Origin of the sequence: Photobacterium damselae subsp. damselae, from assembly GCF_038086725.1 — a bacterium.
GTDB lineage: Bacteria > Pseudomonadota > Gammaproteobacteria > Enterobacterales > Vibrionaceae > Photobacterium > Photobacterium damselae.
The window spans coordinates 685,776-703,311 of record NZ_CP146971.1; the positions used below are offsets into that span (position 1 = coordinate 685,776).

The window sequence follows — 17,536 nt, forward strand, 5'->3', positions numbered from 1 at the left end:
AATAACGTATTACTTAATCTGCTGCGCTATTTGTGATGTTAACTCATCAACACCTTTTGATAACGCTAGCACCTGAGCATTATAACCAGGTTCGGCTAATGGCACTTTAAATTTAAATGGATGAACACTTTCTAGTTCACCATTAGCATTCATCACTATCCATTCTCCGGCAACATCAGCAATACCATTATAAGTACCATTAAACTGATCGATACGAACTTGTAAGCGTGTCGCGCCTGCAATATCAAGTGTTGGTGTTAACTGAGTTGGCCAAAACTTGTTTTGTTTGTTTCGTAGATCATCAGTAATACGACGAGTTAACTGCTTATTGATTGCTTCGGCCCATAAGTTATTTTGTGCTTCCACAACCTTGGTATCTGATACCTGATAAACCAATCCAGAACCATTAAGATGAGATGCCATCTCAACCGGTCTTACCACCAGCATAGGTTTACTCACATTAACATGGCTCATCGTTGTTTGCGGTGCTGCAGGAAGTAAATACGTATTGGTTTCTGGTGCACTGCTACACCCTGCTAAAAATAACGCTGCGACTGCTAACCATTTTTTCATCATTATTTACCTCCAGCAGGAATTGGATCTGCCGTTTTATCACCACCAAAAATCAATGAGTTTGGCTTTTTATTGATTTGTTTTAGTACAGGTTGAAGTTCTTGCATCACATCTTGGAACTGGTTTAATGCCCCTTCAAGATTTTGATATGGAGCACCATTTGGTCCATAGCTGTTTAATGTGTGCTGAATCTCTTTTAAACTCTGTCGAATATCTGCCGGTAGCTGCTGCGTATCTTTTTGTTTTAGTAAACGATCAAGATCTGCGGTAACACGTTCTGCAGACTGCAATGTTTTTTCAGTTGCAGCTAGAGTGCTGTTCAAAGAATTCACTGTTTTTTCAACCGGTAAGTTATTCAATTTCTTCAACAGGTCAGTTACTTGTTTCTGAACTTCGGCAAATCCACCCGCTTTAGTTGGGAAGATATCATAGCCATCAAACGATTGAAGCTTTGGTGCTTTCTCATCAGGATCAACATTAAGATCAATAAACAGCGCACCTGTAATTAAGCTACCGGTTTTTAATGTTGCTCGTAAACCTGTCTTAAACTCTTTTTGTAAGTCGGCTTTTAGCCCTTCAAGAGTTTCATGACCACCAAGCTGTGTAATTCTACCTAATTCAATATGCACTAAGATTGGAATCATCTTATTGGAGAAACCGTGCTTATTGGTAGGCAGTTTAAATGGAACTTTTTCAACTGTACCAATACGAACACCGCGATATTCAACAGGAGCACCAGGCTGAAGACCTCGAATAGACTCTTTAAATAGCATGACATAAGGCAAATACTGATCGTACATACCTTCAGTTACTTGCTTCATATTGTCGTATAGACGATATTTTTCATTTTGTGTTGTTACTTTCTCACCAGAACTTACGCCATCAGGAAGACCAAAACTTACACCACCAGTAATTAGTGATTCTAATGAACCAATTTTTACATTAATACCAGACGCACTCATTTGGAAGTCAACGCCGGAGGCTAACCAGAACTTTGTTGTTGTCTGAATTAGGCTATCATAAGGCTGGAAAATAAATAGATGATAGTTTGCTAACTTAGTTTTAGTATTAAACGATACCTGTTCAACACGTCCAACCGTAAAACCTTCATAAAGTACAGGATCACCAACACTCAATTTACCTGCTTCTTTATTAGTTAATACGACACGCAGTCCTTTTGCATCAGGCGGAGCAATTGGTGGCACATCTAATACTTTAAAGTTGTACTTTTTAATATCAGACTTACCAGGCTGTAGCTCAATATAAGAGCCAGATAACAAAGTATCTAGTCCCGAAATACCTTCTTTACCAATACGAGGTTTTACGACCCAGAACAATGTATCATCACGAAGCATACGCTCAGCATCTTTGTTCATACGAGCAGTTACCGTGATATAACTGTAATCATCACTTAATTTAATATTAGTTACGACACCAACTTTAACATTTAAAGACTTAATCTGAGTTTTGCCAACTTCAATACCTTCAGCCGTAGGCATTCTTAACGTTATCTCAGGGCCTTTACTGGTAATATATTGTGCCAGCATCCAAATACCAATGGCTAAGGCAACAATTGGAATAATCCAAATGGCAGAAACCTGCTTTAGGTTCTTCACCTCAGCCTGAGTTGGCTTATTATCACTCATATTGGGGTTCTCGTTAAAATTAGACATTACGATTAATTAGTTAATTGCAGCAGATGCTTTACCATCTGCTGAAGATTTGAGGTCGGTATTTGACCAGAACACTCTTGGGTCAAACGTCATAGCTGATAACATAGTAAAGACGACAACTGCAGCAAAAGATAAAGCTGCCGGACCGGGAAGAATTGCCATTAAATTTTGAAGCTGAACAAGAGCTACTAAAATTGCAACGACAAAAATATCGATCATTGACCATCGCCCAATAAATTCTGTTAAACGATAAAGCTTTAAATGTTGAATTGCATCTCGCTGACTACAATCTGCTTTCTTTGATGCGCAATAATAGAGCCACATTAAAGCAAACATTTTTGCCATCGGTATAAATATACTGGCAAAAAATATGACTGCAGCAATTGGATACGACCCTAAATGCCATAAAAGTGCTACCCCACCCATAATGGTTGAACCTTCTTTCTGTCCAAGGCTTACGGTGTACATCATTGGATATAAATTAGCTGGAATATAAAAAACAATAGAGGCAAGCAAGAAGGCCCATGAACGCTGAAGATTCATTCGCGGATCATAGGTATGAAGATGGCTATCACAACGTAAACATTTAGCATGCTTGGTTGTTGGCATTGGGTTTAACTGATTACAGGTATGACACGCGACATGATTTAATGTTGTATGATCATCACCAGGCTTAACATCAGAAGCAATCGGCTTCATTGGGATAAACTGATCCCAAATCCAAGTACGATCAATCATTGAAACGCATTTAACAAATAATACGGTGTAAGCACAGAAAGCCCAAAATGAACTACCTAAACCAACATCGGCTAAAGCTGCAATTTTAACAAGACTGACTAATACGCCAATGAGAAATACATCGACCATAGTCCAAGGCTCAATCTTAAAAATAACACGGCATAAACTCTTAATTGTCGCCATATTTTTAACATCGTAATTGCCTTGATTCACTCTCGCTGCTTGATAATTCAGGTACATAATAGCCACGATATAAAAAGCAGGCAGTACCAAAACAAATCCCATCAACAATATAGAAAGTACACCATTATCAAAATGGCGTAGCATTTCAGCGGCTTTAAACAATGTAATTTCCTGAGTCATTCCTTGAACACTAAAAGACATAAAAGGAAAAGACACACTCAGAGCCAGCATGATCAAACAAGCAATACCATAAGCAATAGGTTTATGATATGGGTTGTTAATTTTCTTTAGCAATGTATGTCCACATCTTGGACATGTCGCTTTTTGACCATCTTTAATATCTGGAATATCAACAACTAACCCACACTCTTCACAAGCAATTAGCTCATGAGGTAAAAATGCAGCTGTAGCGGTAGTTTGCTCTAGTGACACCATAGACCCCAGTTATTTTTTCGTAATATCATCAACATCAACTTCTCAAGATTTTAAATGCGTCAAGAATCTATAGTAGTATTCTTTTATTTCTACGCATAATCAGGTCTACATCCTTAAGTAACTTTGCTACTAATAAGCAAGATACCTCTTTGATATTTCGCTTATTTTATCTAATTTTATTGGTGATTAAAAAAACAGACTGTTGCATAGATTGCACCCTTAGTGATGCATAAAAAACTTGACACCACAGCCGTTTACCACCAATAAAAATCAGCGTTCAATTGTTACTATTATACATCTTTTCTTTTAATTTTGATGGTATTAAGAAAATTTAATTTGTTTCTAGAGCACTTGCTAAGATAATCACCTTAATATCGGTAGGCTGAGCATAATACGGTGCAGAGGTAATAAATAGATTAACCCCAGTTGAGGCATACTGCTCAATATTATGGATATTTACCCCGCCAGCAATTGATAATGTGATTGATTGTGTTGCGTTATTTACCAGTTCTAGAGCTCGGTTCACATCATCTATGCTAAATTTATCAAGCTGAATAATGTCAGGTTTTGCACTAATAATAGGCACAACATCCGCTAAAGAATCAGCTTCTATAGTGATTTTATTCTCAGGCGCAGATTGACGCAGCAATTGAACTTGTTTAGCGTAATTATTCGGTTCTGTTAATAATCGTCGATGATTAGTAAAAACTAAAACGGTTTCGCTGATCCCAGCACGATGAATATGCCCCCCACCGGCTAATACCGCTAAAGTTGCTAATTTTCGAGTTCCTGGGATACTTTTACGGGTACACGCAATAATAGCATTTGGATTAATGGCTTTTGCTTGAGTGACTAACGCATGTGTATATTGAGCTACACCACAACACCACTCCAAAACCAACTGCACAACTTTCCAACCTTGATGCAATTTATCAGCAGACCCTTTAGCTTCAATTAGCGTAAATCCACTATCAACAATATCGCCATCTTTTGCATAGCTATAAGCCGTTAAACCTAATTTTTGTAATAATCGTACTGATATATCTATTCCCGCGACAACACCAGAATGTTTTCGACGAAACACCATCGTAGCTTCTTGATGAGTAAGATTTAAGCCTCGCGTTGTTACATCCCCACGGTAAATATCTTCTAATAACAGAGCATCTAATTCTTGTTCAGAAAAATAAATCATAGGGTCTATCCTTGTTAATCGTTATATACAAAATAATATATCGATTGTACCGAAAAAAACTGGTACGGGTAATAAACTCGGATTTTTTTTAACCAAACCAAAAACAATTCGAGTCCTAAACTAGCATGGTCAGAATAGGTCACGTACACTAGGTCAACTGCGTCTAACGCTAATGGAGAAATGGAACCGCATGAAACGCATACCTACTAATATTATTACTGGCTTTTTAGGCGCTGGTAAAACAACCGCAATATTATCCCTGTTGGCGCGTAAGCCAGAAAATGAAAAATGGGCTGTTCTAATCAATGAATTCGGTAACGTCGGTGTTGATGGCGCAATGATGGAACAACAAGGTGCGATAATTAAAGAAGTACCGGGTGGTTGTATGTGTTGCGTTGCGGGCCTGCCAATGTCGGTTGGTATTAATGCTCTATTAGCACAAAAACCTGACCGATTATTACTTGAACCAACAGGTCTTGGTCATCCAAAAGAAGTGATTAACAAACTCACTTCTGACACCTATAAGAACTATATTGATTTAAGAGCTACCATCACATTAGTTGACCCTCGTCATTTCTCGGAGTCAATCTATACCGAAAACGAGAACTTCCAAGACCAACTGGCATTAGCAGATATCGTCGTTGCCAATAAAATTGACCAATGTGATGACTATGATCTGTTTTTGTTTGAAGAGACTCTTACGAAAGCAGAACCGCAAAAAGCACTGCTTGCTCATGTTGAAAACGGCAAACTTGACCCAGCATGGCTAGATGTAGAACGGTTGCAACGAGAAGCAAGCCATAGCCATCACCACCATCACAATGACGATAATACAGAGTTAGCTCCCCTTCCTGAATTTGAACTCGCGCCTGGACAACAGTTTATTCGTAAAGAAAATCAGGGCCAAGGCTATCATAGCTGTGGATGGTTCTTTGCGGCTGAACAATTATTCGACTTTTCTAAGCTGTTTTCGCTTCTTTCGAATATTAATGCCGAGCGCGTAAAGGCCGTTGTTAATACAGATAAAGGGTGTTATGCCTTCAATGTTGTTAACCGCATAGTGACTGTTAATGAACTTTCTTTAGAAGGGTTTGAGTCACGCCTTGAAGTCATTGATAAAGAAATTCTACCTTGGGATGAGCTCGAAAATATCCTATGCTCAATAGTAACAGCAGCTTAATGCATACTGATTGATCACTCAGGTCATCTAATAAACCTATCACAATGATAAGCCAGTCCAATCTTAAATTGTGATAGGTTGTCTCAATTAAAATCGTTCACTGACTTGCTGTTATTGATTGCTGAACGATCTCGTCATTAGCAAAGGAGACTCTATGCTAAATTCTACAACAGCCAAAGCGGTTATCGATCACGCACTCTTCTTAGGGGCGGATTTTGCCGAATTGTTTGTCGAGCATCATCAATCGAGCTCAGTCCAACTTATCTCAGGCGATATTGATCGTGTTAACTCAGGTATCGACTTCGGTATCGGTATTCGTCTGTTTTTTGGGCTTAAAGTCCTTTACGGTTATACCAATAGCACTGACGAAGAAGAATTAAAGCGTGTAACAAGCTTACTGGCGGCGAAAGATAAACGTGAACGTATTGTCGCTCCAATATCATTTGATTTACGCCGTTATGAGAGTCGCCATCATTGCGAACTCCCTCTTAGTGGAGATCCGAATCTAGCGGAAAAAATAGCTTTTTTACGTAAAATTAATAACGCTGCACGTAATGAACATGAAAAAATCTCGCAATTAGTTGCAGGCATTGGTAGTCGAGAACAAAAAGTAGAGATTTTTAACTCCGAAGGGCTGCATATCAATGACATTCGTCACTACACTCGCCTATCTGCCAACGCTATTGCTCAAAATGGCACAGAGCAATCAAGTGGTTATGAAGCTCCTGGAGCACTTACAGGCTGGGAATTTCATCATAAAATAGATCCGGAACAGTTAGGCCAAGATGTTGCTAAACAAGCGATGGTTAAACTGTTTGCTGATGCTTGCCCATCTGGAGAGATGCCGGTCATCATAGGTAATGGTTTTGGTGGCGTTATTTTCCACGAAGCCTGTGGCCACTTGCTTGAGACCACCTCTGTTGCGAAAAAAGCCTCGGTATTCCACGATAAAATGGGCGAGATGATTGCAAATTCCGCCGTAAATGCCGTTGATGATGGCACTCTAGTCAACGAGTGGGGCTCAATCAATATCGATGATGAAGGTGTTGAGACACAACGCACTCAATTGATTAAAGAAGGCCAACTTACCGGCTTTATGGTTGATAAGATGGGCGGTCTTAAAACAGGTTATGCATCTACAGGTTCTGGTCGCCGAGAATCATACAAATATGCCCCAACCTCTCGTATGCGTAATACCTTTATTGAACCGGGTAACTCAAGCTTAGACGAAATGCTTGCCGGTGTAGAACGTGGTATCTACGCGAAAAAAATGGGCGGCGGTTCGGTTCAGCCTGGTACAGGAGAATTTAACTTCTCAGTACAAGAAGCTTATCTCATTGAAAATGGCAAAATCACTAAACCACTTAAATCTGCCACGCTTATCAGCACAGGTCCTAAAGTACTAAAAGAGATCAGTATGGTCGGAAGTGATTTTGAGTTGGCAGCAGGTATGTGCGGTTCAGTCAGTGGTTCTGTACCAACTACTGTAGGTCAAGCGACATTAAAAGTAGATAATATTCTTGTTGGTGGAGGTAACTAATGGCCGATCAAACTCAATTACAGCAAGCGATCGACTTTGTCTTAAACAAAGCACAAAAACGTGGAGCAGAAGCCGATGTTATCGCCAGTTGCAGTAACAACTTCTCGCTAAAAGCCAACAATGGTGAACTGGACGAATATAAAGTCACTTCAGGCCAAGTAATTGGTGTTCGTGTTGTTAAAGATCAACGTGTTGCAACCAGTTACTCTGAATCTTTAGAGCCTCAAAGCCTCAATATCATGGTTGAGAATGCACTATTAAATGCGCAATATTCTCAGATTGATGAACATCAAAAAATCAGTTGTTTAAACAGTCGAATTACTACAGATATTACTGAAATTTACCAGGAAGATGATGGCAGTGCTGATCAAAAAATTGATTTAGCACTCAGTCTAGAGCGCGGAGTCGTTGCAAAACCTAATGCTAAAGGGGCTCCCTACAATGGATTTGCAGAATCAGAGAGCCAAGTACTTATCGCAAATACTCAAGGTACTCAATGTTATCAAAAGTCTCGCTCAACCTATTGCTACGCATACACGTTATATGAGTGTGATGATAAGCAATCTATGTATGGAGCAATGTCTTTAGGCCGTAAATTTAGCGATCTTGACCCAACTCATTGTATTGAGCATGGGTATGAAATGGCAAAAGCGTTAGCTGATGGAACCCCGATTGCAACAAAAGCTTACTCGGTTATTTTTGAACATAATGCATTAAGCAGTTTATTTGGCGCTTTTGGCTTATGTTTCTCTGGGGTATCTGCCATGAAGGGAATCAATCCATGGCGAGATGCTTTACATAGCCAAGTTGCCAGCACCCAGCTAACACTTACCGATAAAGTCTATATGCCAGGAGGCTTTGCTATTGGAAGCTTTGATAGCGAAGGTTTTGCTAGTCAAGATACTGTGCTTATTGGTAATGGTGAGCTACAAAGTATGCTTCATAACAGCCATACAGCAAGCTATTTTGGTATATCTAATACAGCGCACGCTTCACGTTCAGCAAAAGGTGGCTTGAGTGTAGGTGGTAATCACACCGTTATTTCTACAGGCACAGCGACTGAGAGTGATGTAACAGCTGGCGAGTACTTAGAATTAGTCGATCTGCAGGGGGTTCACTCAGGTGCTGATGCTGTCAGTGGTGATTTTTCATTTGGTGCCAGTGGTTTCTTGTGTCGAGATGGGCAACGCATTCAGCCCGTTCGTGGCATTACCGTTGCAGGTAACTTTTATCAGATGATCAAAGAAATTGATGTTATGAGTAATGTTCTGCATGCTGATGATGAACGCGATTTTTATGCACCAACAATCCGTTTTTCTCGTTTAAATATTGCAGGTAAATAATATCTCTTATTATTAAACGGCTTAATGATTAAAATAAGTGACTAAAAAAGCTCCCAGCTAAACCATTAGTTGGGAGCTTTCTTTATCGATTATTACAATTTATAAGATAAGATTAAGCGGCACGAACAGAATGTGGTAATTCCGCCCCTTTTTTAGTTAAACCAAATTGCCAAACATTAAGATCTCGGCAACGGAATGCGCCTGCACAAGAGAGCAAATAGTAACGCCACATCCGATAGAACTTCTCACCATACTTATCTGCAAGCGTTGGCCAAGCTTGTTCAAATTTTTCACACCAAGCCATCAACGTAGTATCGTAATCAGGGCCAATATTATGAACATCTTCTATATTAAAATAATCTTCAGCTGCTGCACCAATCTGACACATAGATGGAATCACCCCATTAGGGAAAATATACTTATGAATCCAAGCATCAGCTTCTGATTTCGATTCTGGACTGCCGATAGTATGAAGTAAGAAAATTCCATCTTCTTTTAGCAGTGAAAATGCAGCTTTGAAATAGTCGTGATAATTATCAGGACCTACATGCTCCATCATTCCGATGGAAACAATACGATCATAAGGCTGTTCTGTTGTATGTAAGCGATAATCTTGCAAAATAAAGTTCACAGGAAGATTTTTGTTATTAGCGCGCTGTTGACCTAATGCTGCTTGTTCTTTAGATAGTGTCAAACCATCACAAATCACACCATATTTTTCAGCGGCATAGGTCATGAAACTACCCCAACCGCAACCAATATCCAGCACACGCATTCCAGGCTCTAACCCCATTTTTCGACAGACAAGATCTAATTTAGCCTCTTGTGCTTCATCTAAGTACTCAGCACCATGCTTACCTTGCCAATAGGCGCAAGTATACGTCATACGTTTATCAAGCATAGCTTCAAACAGATCATTGCCTAAGTCATAATGAAAAGGCACATCTTGGCTTGAACGCTCAATACTCTGCGCATTAAATAAGTGTTTTAATTTAGCTTTACCTGCTTTAAAACCCACTTTTAATTTTGTCGCTATACCTAACTTTTCTTCTATATGGGCATGTAGAACTCGGGAAATCATTTCATCAATAGCATCACAAGTCCACAAGCCATCCATATAGCTCTCACCAAAACCAAGCGAACCATGTTCAAGTACTCGGTCATAAACAGCATCATCTAAAATTTGGATATCCCAAGGGCGGTCGCCATTTATTTTTACATCGGCATAATCAAGAATCTGCTGAAAAAATTGTTCGTTTGTCATTACTATTATTCCTTTATTATTTGTATGACAAATTGACATGTTTTATGACAAAACTCAATACTCTAAAACAACAAATTCTTTTTAAAGTATTGAATATCAAGTTAATTCAAATTTAATCTTAATGATTTGCTTAAATACTTAAAATGAAAAATGAAACAAATAGAATTTAATAAACAATAAAATTTAACAAATGAGCGAGAAGCGAGAAGCGAGAAGCGAGAAGCGAGAAGCGAGAAGCGAGAAGCGAGAAGCGAGAAGCGAGAAGCGAGAAGCGAGAAGCGAGAAGCGAGAAGCGAGAAGCGAGAAGCGAGAAGCGAGAAGCGAGAAGCGAGAAGCGAGAAAGTTTAGGTAAACACAATAAAAATACAATTAATAAAAAAGCCAAGACATTACATCTTGGCTTTCATTTAGATTTTAGCAATCATCAAATGGGGTTGATTATGATTCGAAGCGAGGCTTACGATCAGAGCGACGACGCTCACCACCATTGCTGTTATTGCGATCACCGCCGTGATTACGCTCACCACGGTAAGTACCACGGTTATCACCACCACGGTTACGGTCAAAACGACGCTCGCCATCACGACGACCACGACCACCTTCACGGTTGCCATCACGATTACCATCGCGGTTGCCACGGTAACCACCACGGTTGCCATCGCGATTACCATCACGACCGCCACGACGGTGTTCACGTAGAACTTCACCATCAACAACAACAGCTTTCACTTCGTTCTGACGAATACGTAGTTTCTTCAGCTGAGCTGCAACTTCTGCTGTCATCTTCTTAGGAAGCTGAACATAAGTGTGCTCAGGAGCAAGCTTGATTGCACCGATGAAGTCTTTGTTTAGACCTAATTCGTTAGCAATTGCACCTACAACATCTTTAACCTGAATACCTTGCTCACGACCAACTTGTAGCTGGTAAGTATCCCAATCTGCAGCGTTAAAAGTACGACGCTCGCGACGTTCACCGCGCTCACCACGTTCGCCACGATCACGGTCATTACCACGACGGTCACGACGTTGTTTATCACGCTCAAGAGCAGCGATCATTGGGTCTGGACCTTTGTAGAACAGAGGACGGTTACCTTGCTGACGCTGAAGAAGCATTGCTGCTAGAGTCGCTGCATCCACTTCAATTGATTCTTGTAGTTTTTCTACAAGCTCAACGAATGCTTCAACACTGCTCTGCTCTTTTTGTGCTTCAAGTTCTTTTGCTAAACGGTTTAGGCGAGCTTCAGCAACAGCATCACGTAGAGGAAGTTGAATTTCTTCCATACGAGATTTTGTTACGCGCTCAATTGTACGTAGCATACGAATTTGGTTAGTGCGAACCAATAGAATCGCTTTACCTTCACGACCAGCACGGCCAGTACGACCAATACGGTGAATGTAAGATTCTACATCAAATGGGATATCGTAGTTGAATACGTGAGTAATACGAGGCACATCAAGACCACGAGCAACAACGTCAGTTGCTACTAGGATATCGATAACACCACGTTTGATGTGTTCAACAGTACGCTCACGTAGAGACTGAGGGATATCGCCGTGTAGAGCAGCAGCTTTAAAGCCACGAGCACATAGCCAATCAGCTAGACGTTCAGTATCTTGACGTGTACGTACGAATACGATTGAAGCGTCAGTATCTTCTGTTTCAAGAAGACGCATCATAGCTTCATCTTTCTCTACGCCTTTAACAACCCAGAACTGCTGATCAACTTTAGCAACAGTACGGTTTTCACCAGCAACGTCGATACGAGCTGGGTTACGTAGGAAACGATCAACGATTTCTTTAACGATTGGAGGCATTGTCGCAGAGAATAGAACGCGCTGTGCTGTCTCTGGAGCTTGTTCCATGATCCATGTTACATCGTCAACAAAGCCCATTTTTAGCATTTCGTCAGCTTCATCAAGCACGAAAGTATGAACTTCATCTAGGTGTAGACGATCACGAGTGATTAGGTCTTTAACACGGCCAGGAGTACCAACAACGATGTGAGCACCATTTTTAAGTGCACGCATTTGATCTACGATAGATGCACCACCGTAGATTTCTAATACTTTAAGACCTTGGATGTTTTGACCCAAAGTTTTAACTTCAGCAGCAACCTGAATCGCTAGCTCACGAGTTGGAGCCATAACAATTGCTTGAGGCTTATGCTGAGATAATTTTAGCTTGTTCAATAAAGGAAGAGAGAACGCAGCTGTTTTACCAGTACCTGTTTGAGCTTTACCCAAAGCATCAGTACCAGTTAGTAGAAGAGGAATTGACGCCGCCTGAATAGGTGTAGGCGCAACGAAGCCCATTTTATCTAGTGCGGATAATAGTGTGTCGGCCAGTTCTAACTGGCGAAATTCTGTAACAGATTCTTGCATTGGGATCCCAATAAGATAATCATACACAAAACGGGGCCCCTTTGGCTATATAACGGTTCTGCAACAGCAACCACAAGCATGGGCCTCGATAAATAAGAGTCGCGCATTGTGCGCCAATACTGGGCAAAAATCCAGAAAAAATTGAACAATGTCACAAATTGGCTATTGAAAAACTAATATTTGTACAATACGCATATCAGGTAAGCGCAGAAATCGATATCAAACGCCTACTTCTTTGCACAACTCCCCGAAACCTAAAGAGTAATTATATAAGAGTAGACAAATAATGGTGGCTTTTTTGAGAATTAAACAACATTTAAACCTCATATTTCACCTCATTAGCCTAAAGATCTTTCAAAACAACCTACTTTCAATCACTCATCAATAAAATCAATCCATCTCACCCTTTTCATTCACTACTAACAAGTTTCCAACTAAAAAGAGCAGACAAACTCAATACCAAATCTTGGTTTTCTATTATCAAAAACGTATAGTGTGAGGGTTATTAAACAGAGACTGGGCATAATGTTTCAAGACAATCCACTGCTAGCACAGCTTAAAAAGCAAATCCAAGATACTCTAACCAAAAAAGAAGGTAACGTTAAAGCGACCGACAAAGGTTTTGGTTTTTTAGAAGTTGACAGTAAAGAAAGCTATTTCATTCCGCCGAACTATATGAAAAATGTTATGCACGGTGACCGTGTTATGGCAATTATTCGTACGGAAAAAGAACGTGAAGTTGCAGAACCACAAGAATTAATCGAAGCATCGTTAACGCGTTTTATCGGCCGCATTAAATTAATCCGCGATCGTATGCATGTGGTGCCCGATCATCCACAACTTAAAGATGCTATCCGAGCTAAAGCAGCCAAAGGTGTTAATCCAGAGACACTAAAAGAAGGCGATTGGGTTGTAGCTAAAATTACTCGCCATCCTCTTGTTGGTGACAATAAAACATTCTTCTGCGAAGTGTCAGAAAAAATCACAGACAGCAATGACAAAATTGCACCATGGTGGGTAACCTTAGCACATCATGATCTGCCAAATGCTGAACCTGCGCCGCAAGATAGTTGGAACATGATCGATGAAGGTCTAGAACGTCAAGATCTCACTGAATTACCTTTTATTACCATTGATGGTGATTCAACTAAAGACATGGATGATGCGCTATATACCGTCCAGAAAGATGATGGTAGCTTCGAAATTACTATCGCTATTGCCGATCCAACGTCTTATATCTCTGTTGGCGACAAAATGGATGATGAAGCCCGTGAGCGTGGGTTTACCATTTATTTGCCGGGCCGTAACATTCCAATGTTGCCTCGTGAATTAAGTGATGAGCTATGTTCATTAATTGAAGGTGAAAAGCGTCCTGCTATTTGTTGCCAAGTTACCGTTAATGCACAAGGCGAAATCCAAGACGATATCAGCTTCTTTGCCGCTTGGATTCAATCTCAAGGCCGCCTATCATACGACAATGTTTCAGATTACTTAGAGAATGGACATTGTGATAACTGGCAACCAACACCTGTTATCGAAGAACAAATTAAAGCACTTCATGCATTTGCGAATGCTCGTACCGAGTGGCGTCAAAATAATGCAGTCATCTTCCCTGATCGTCCAGATTATCGTTTTGAGCTAAGTGCTGATAATGATGTTGTTGCAATTCATACTGATTTTCGTCGTACTGCAAACCGTATGATTGAAGAAGCAATGATTACAGCAAATATTTGTGCGGGTCGAGTACTATCAGATAAATTTGGAACAGGTGTTTTTAACCTACACAGTGGTTTTAATCTTGAAAAACTCGATACTGCAATGGAGTTTTTAACAAAAGCAGAAGCACCTTTTTCAAAAGAAGAAGTTATCTCACTAGAAGGCTTTAGCGCGCTTCGTCGTTGGTTAAACCAGCAGGAGAGTTCTTACTTAGATAATCGTCTACGTAAGTTCCAAGCATACAGTGAAGTGGGCAATAAACCAGGCCCTCACTACGCAATGGGTCTTGATGTTTATGCAACTTGGACCTCACCAATTCGTAAGTATGGTGATATGATCAACCATCGCTTACTAAAATCTGTTATTACAGGCAATCCATCAACGCAAACACCTGATGATAATGTTGGTGAAGAGATTGCTATACACCGCCGTCTTCACCGTATGGCAGAACGCGATGTTGCCGATTGGTTGTATGTCCGCTTACTTAAAGATGCAGTAAAAAAAGAAACTGTCTTTACTGCAGAAGTCTTTGATATCAATCGTGCAGGTATTCGTGCTCGTTTACTTGAAAATGGTGCAACTGTCTTTATTCCAGCACCATTGATTATCGACAATAAAGAACGAATCCAATGCAGCGGTGAATTGGGAACAATTAGCATTGATGGTACTGAAGAGTATAAGCTCGGAGATACTTTTGACGTTAAACTTGCAGAGATTCGTTCGACTACACGTCAGCTTATTGCAAAACCTGTAAAGACTTATCCAGAGTTAAAAACAACAGCTCAAGATAATGAAAATCAAGTAGAGCAATAATAGTTAAAAACTTATAATTAAGGTCAGTATTTTCTGGCCTTTTTTATCTTAGCTTGAACAAGATATTAAGAGTAAATACTATTATTTGTAAATATCGATATATATTCAAAATTTATATTATATGAATTTTATTTGAAATAAAAATCAAAATATTGCATTATAATTTGCTGTTAGTTTCATCAAGAGTATAATTTCTTGGGATTATTTTCTGCTCTTGTACACTAAAAGAATAAGCAGACATTGGTTAAACTATTCATCAGGGATATCTATGTTTTCTCTCTCTATGCTACGTAGTGCCAGTATTCGATTACTTATCCCATTACTGATAGCTGGATTGCTTATTTTCACCTATCCTCAGCTCTATGCTTTGCTTACACCTTTCCAAGCAAGCTTACAAGTGCTCCCCTTCGTTGTTTTAGCGCTTGTTATTATTCTCAGCCAGCCTTTTAATCAAGGTCGTATTGGTATTATTGCGATCTTAATGCTTGAATCCTATTTCCTGATTTTAAATTGTTTACAACAACCATTAGCAAATGGCAATACACGTCTAATCTATATCTTATTATCAGCATTATTACCTCTAAATTTATTATTACTGCATATCGTTCCTGAAAAACGCTTACTTTCTCGATGCGGTTTTGCCATGCTTATTTTTAATATGGTTCAAATTGCCCTATCCATTGCTATTGTATGGCTTTACGATGGATCGGCACTCTCTGATTGGTGGTATGCTGTTTTTTATTCTTATAACAATATTTCACCGCTACCAATAATATTATTACTGCTTAATATCGCACTTATTTGTAGCAGCGCTTCTGCAATATTAAAACGAAACCAACGAACAGATCAGGCCATTTATATTTGTCTTTTATTCTCCTTTATAACTCTTGCATGGTTTGATAACCCGTTCATATCCAGTATGAGTTATTCCTGTGCTGCAATTTTGCTTCTTAGCAGCCTTATTACATCAACTCATGAATTAGTCTATATTGATCCCTTAACCACAATCCCTGGTCGACGAGCACTAGATACTGAACTAAAGTATTTAGGCCGAACTTATACTCTTGCTATGATGGACGTTGATAATTTTAAAGACTTTAATGATCTATACGGTCATGAAACAGGTGATGAAGTATTACGCCTTGTCGCACAGATCAGTCAAAAAATATCAGGCGTGGGAAAAGTCTTTCGCTATGGTGGTGAAGAATTTACCCTTTTATTTAAAGGCAAGAACATCAACGAAGTACAATCTCAACTAGAATATGTTCGAGAAGAAATTGCCTGCTATGACTTGGTGTTAAGAGACCATGACAATAGACCTCTTTCAGCGCTTCAAGGTAGACTGAAACGCCAGCATAATGATTTAGAGCCAAACGCTGTCCACATTACAGTCAGCATCGGTGTTGCCGATAGTTACTCTGCTCCGACACCAAATGATGTACTAAATCTAGCTGATATTGCTCTATATAACGCCAAAGATGATGGTCGAAATCAAGTATCTGTGGATCACACTTTGCGTAAAACGAAGAAGAAAAAAAGAACGCCTAAAAAGAAAAAAGCGACCAAATAAAATAGCCGCTTTAAGAATTCTATATAACCGAGTGATTTTTCCGTGTGAAGGAAGCCGTGTAGAAAATTAATACTGTGAATTTTCTACCACTTTCTCACCATAAATACCATTTTGTGCAATTGGTTTATAGCTTGAATTTGATGCTCGAATAATTCGAATACCTTCAGCTCCTGCATGACGAGCCGAGATAATATCACCATCAGAATCACCATAATAAAGTTTGATATGGTTATCTTTGATGTATTTAGTCTTGGTATATTCTGTTTTACTGGAACCCGCAAAAACAACCGGATTCATATGCTTAATATTAAATACTTTTTGTAAATAGTCGGATGTGATTTCTTTACATGTTGATGGATCTCGACCTGTAATAAAGTAAATGCTATCACCTCGTTTTTGGTGCATAGCAATCAATTCTTTACCAATATCTTTAGGTAAGCTGAATACATCCCATTCACAGTTCATCTTATTCCAGAATTTCTGATTTTTTAAATAAGAGTAGCCATTTGGCGAAAAGACTTGCTGCCCATGATAAAAACCTGGCGAACTGAATAAAACAGTATCATCAATATCGAAGCCTACTGCCATAGGTGGCTTGCCTTCTAAGCTTTTTTCGATATCCGCAACCGAAACCCAATGAAGTTTTGCCTGTTGTTCGCCCATTTGCATTAATTGAGTTGAACTGTAGCCCGTTTCAGTACCTGCTAATTTTGGATCAGCATATGCACTACCAATAACAAAAGAACTCGCCAATACGGTTCCAAGCACTAACGATAAAAAGGATTTATTCATAATAAGAATGTTTTATATAACAAGGTGTGATTAAAATTACGTAACTTGAGTGATGAAAAAAGCGACATTAATCACATCTGCAGTATTCCCTATATGGAATTTAAGTTTTTATTAAATACCACACGAGAAAGAGAACCCAAAA

12 protein-coding genes are annotated in these 17,536 nt (G+C 39.4%); 5 read left to right on the forward strand and 7 right to left on the reverse strand.

The annotated features are described in order from the left end of the window. Positions 1-9: 9 nt before the first annotated feature. The 4 genes from WAX86_RS17815 to modD all read right to left on the reverse strand — a co-directional run bounded on the left by WAX86_RS17815 (position 10) and on the right by modD (position 4,794). Positions 10-576, reverse strand: coding sequence for a membrane integrity-associated transporter subunit PqiC (locus tag WAX86_RS17815; RefSeq protein WP_227000346.1), 567 nt, complete (start codon positions 574-576; stop codon positions 10-12). Beyond that, a complete protein-coding gene (gene pqiB, locus WAX86_RS17820) occupies positions 576-2,219 on the reverse strand; it encodes an intermembrane transport protein PqiB (RefSeq protein WP_068968646.1) in 1,644 nt (547 codons plus the stop codon). Before pqiB ends, WAX86_RS17815 begins: the two co-directional genes overlap by 1 nt. A 36-nt stretch (positions 2,220-2,255) precedes the next feature. Further along, entirely contained in the window at positions 2,256-3,602 is a 1,347-nt protein-coding gene (locus WAX86_RS17825; protein ID WP_238070859.1) for a paraquat-inducible protein A, read from the reverse strand. A 331-nt stretch (positions 3,603-3,933) separates the two neighbouring features. Beyond that, on the reverse strand, positions 3,934-4,794 hold the full coding sequence (gene modD, locus WAX86_RS17830) for a ModD protein (RefSeq protein ID WP_238070858.1): 861 nt from the start codon (positions 4,792-4,794) through the stop codon (positions 3,934-3,936). A 190-nt stretch (positions 4,795-4,984) separates the two neighbouring features. Between modD and WAX86_RS17835 the strand changes: the two genes are divergently transcribed. The 3 genes from WAX86_RS17835 to WAX86_RS17845 all read left to right on the forward strand — a co-directional run bounded on the left by WAX86_RS17835 (position 4,985) and on the right by WAX86_RS17845 (position 8,857). Beyond that, positions 4,985-5,974: a GTP-binding protein gene (locus tag WAX86_RS17835; protein ID WP_341489418.1), complete on the forward strand. Its 990-nt coding sequence runs from the start codon at positions 4,985-4,987 to the stop codon at positions 5,972-5,974. A gap of 154 nt (positions 5,975-6,128) precedes the next feature. After that, a complete protein-coding gene (locus WAX86_RS17840) occupies positions 6,129-7,514 on the forward strand; it encodes a TldD/PmbA family protein (protein WP_239970874.1) in 1,386 nt (461 codons plus the stop codon). Then, on the forward strand, positions 7,514-8,857 hold the full coding sequence (locus WAX86_RS17845; RefSeq protein WP_341489419.1) for a TldD/PmbA family protein: 1,344 nt from the start codon (positions 7,514-7,516) through the stop codon (positions 8,855-8,857). Before WAX86_RS17840 ends, WAX86_RS17845 begins: the two co-directional genes overlap by 1 nt. A gap of 112 nt (positions 8,858-8,969) precedes the next feature. On the opposite strand, the gene cfa is transcribed toward WAX86_RS17845, so the two are convergent. Together cfa and WAX86_RS17855 are read right to left on the reverse strand one after the other, a co-directional pair. Then, complete coding sequence (gene cfa, locus WAX86_RS17850; protein WP_065171422.1) at positions 8,970-10,121, reverse strand: cyclopropane fatty acyl phospholipid synthase; 1,152 nt, start codon at positions 10,119-10,121, stop codon at positions 8,970-8,972. Positions 10,122-10,559: 438 nt separating this feature from the next. Beyond that, positions 10,560-12,503, reverse strand: a complete 1,944-nt coding sequence (locus tag WAX86_RS17855) for a DEAD/DEAH box helicase (protein WP_005305562.1) — start codon at positions 12,501-12,503, stop codon at positions 10,560-10,562. Between the two features lie 525 nt (positions 12,504-13,028). Between WAX86_RS17855 and WAX86_RS17860 the strand changes: the two genes are divergently transcribed. After that, a complete protein-coding gene (locus WAX86_RS17860) occupies positions 13,029-15,032 on the forward strand; it encodes an exoribonuclease II (RefSeq protein ID WP_005305565.1) in 2,004 nt (667 codons plus the stop codon). A gap of 268 nt (positions 15,033-15,300) precedes the next feature. After that, a complete protein-coding gene (locus WAX86_RS17865) occupies positions 15,301-16,602 on the forward strand; it encodes a GGDEF domain-containing protein (RefSeq protein ID WP_341489420.1) in 1,302 nt (433 codons plus the stop codon). 66 nt (positions 16,603-16,668) lie between these two features. Here the strand turns inward: WAX86_RS17865 and aphA are convergent, their stop codons facing one another. Beyond that, the gene (aphA, locus tag WAX86_RS17870) at positions 16,669-17,394 is read right to left on the reverse strand and encodes an acid phosphatase AphA (RefSeq protein ID WP_005305572.1); all 726 of its coding nucleotides are present in this window, start codon (positions 17,392-17,394) and stop codon (positions 16,669-16,671) included. Positions 17,395-17,536 lie beyond the last annotated feature (142 nt).

Coding starts and splice junctions, on each gene's coding strand:
- WAX86_RS17815 (WP_227000346.1), bottom strand. CDS start 576: ATGATGAAAAAATGGTTAGCAGTCGCAGCGTTATTTTTAGCAGGGTGT.
- pqiB (WP_068968646.1), bottom strand. CDS start 2,219: ATGAGTGATAATAAGCCAACTCAGGCTGAGGTGAAGAACCTAAAGCAG.
- WAX86_RS17825 (WP_238070859.1), bottom strand. CDS start 3,602: ATGGTGTCACTAGAGCAAACTACCGCTACAGCTGCATTTTTACCTCAT.
- modD (WP_238070858.1), bottom strand. CDS start 4,794: ATGATTTATTTTTCTGAACAAGAATTAGATGCTCTGTTATTAGAAGAT.
- WAX86_RS17835 (WP_341489418.1), top strand. CDS start 4,985: ATGAAACGCATACCTACTAATATTATTACTGGCTTTTTAGGCGCTGGT.
- WAX86_RS17840 (WP_239970874.1), top strand. CDS start 6,129: ATGCTAAATTCTACAACAGCCAAAGCGGTTATCGATCACGCACTCTTC.
- WAX86_RS17845 (WP_341489419.1), top strand. CDS start 7,514: ATGGCCGATCAAACTCAATTACAGCAAGCGATCGACTTTGTCTTAAAC.
- cfa (WP_065171422.1), bottom strand. CDS start 10,121: ATGACAAACGAACAATTTTTTCAGCAGATTCTTGATTATGCCGATGTA.
- WAX86_RS17855 (WP_005305562.1), bottom strand. CDS start 12,503: ATGCAAGAATCTGTTACAGAATTTCGCCAGTTAGAACTGGCCGACACA.
- WAX86_RS17860 (WP_005305565.1), top strand. CDS start 13,029: ATGTTTCAAGACAATCCACTGCTAGCACAGCTTAAAAAGCAAATCCAA.
- WAX86_RS17865 (WP_341489420.1), top strand. CDS start 15,301: ATGTTTTCTCTCTCTATGCTACGTAGTGCCAGTATTCGATTACTTATC.
- aphA (WP_005305572.1), bottom strand. CDS start 17,394: ATGAATAAATCCTTTTTATCGTTAGTGCTTGGAACCGTATTGGCGAGT.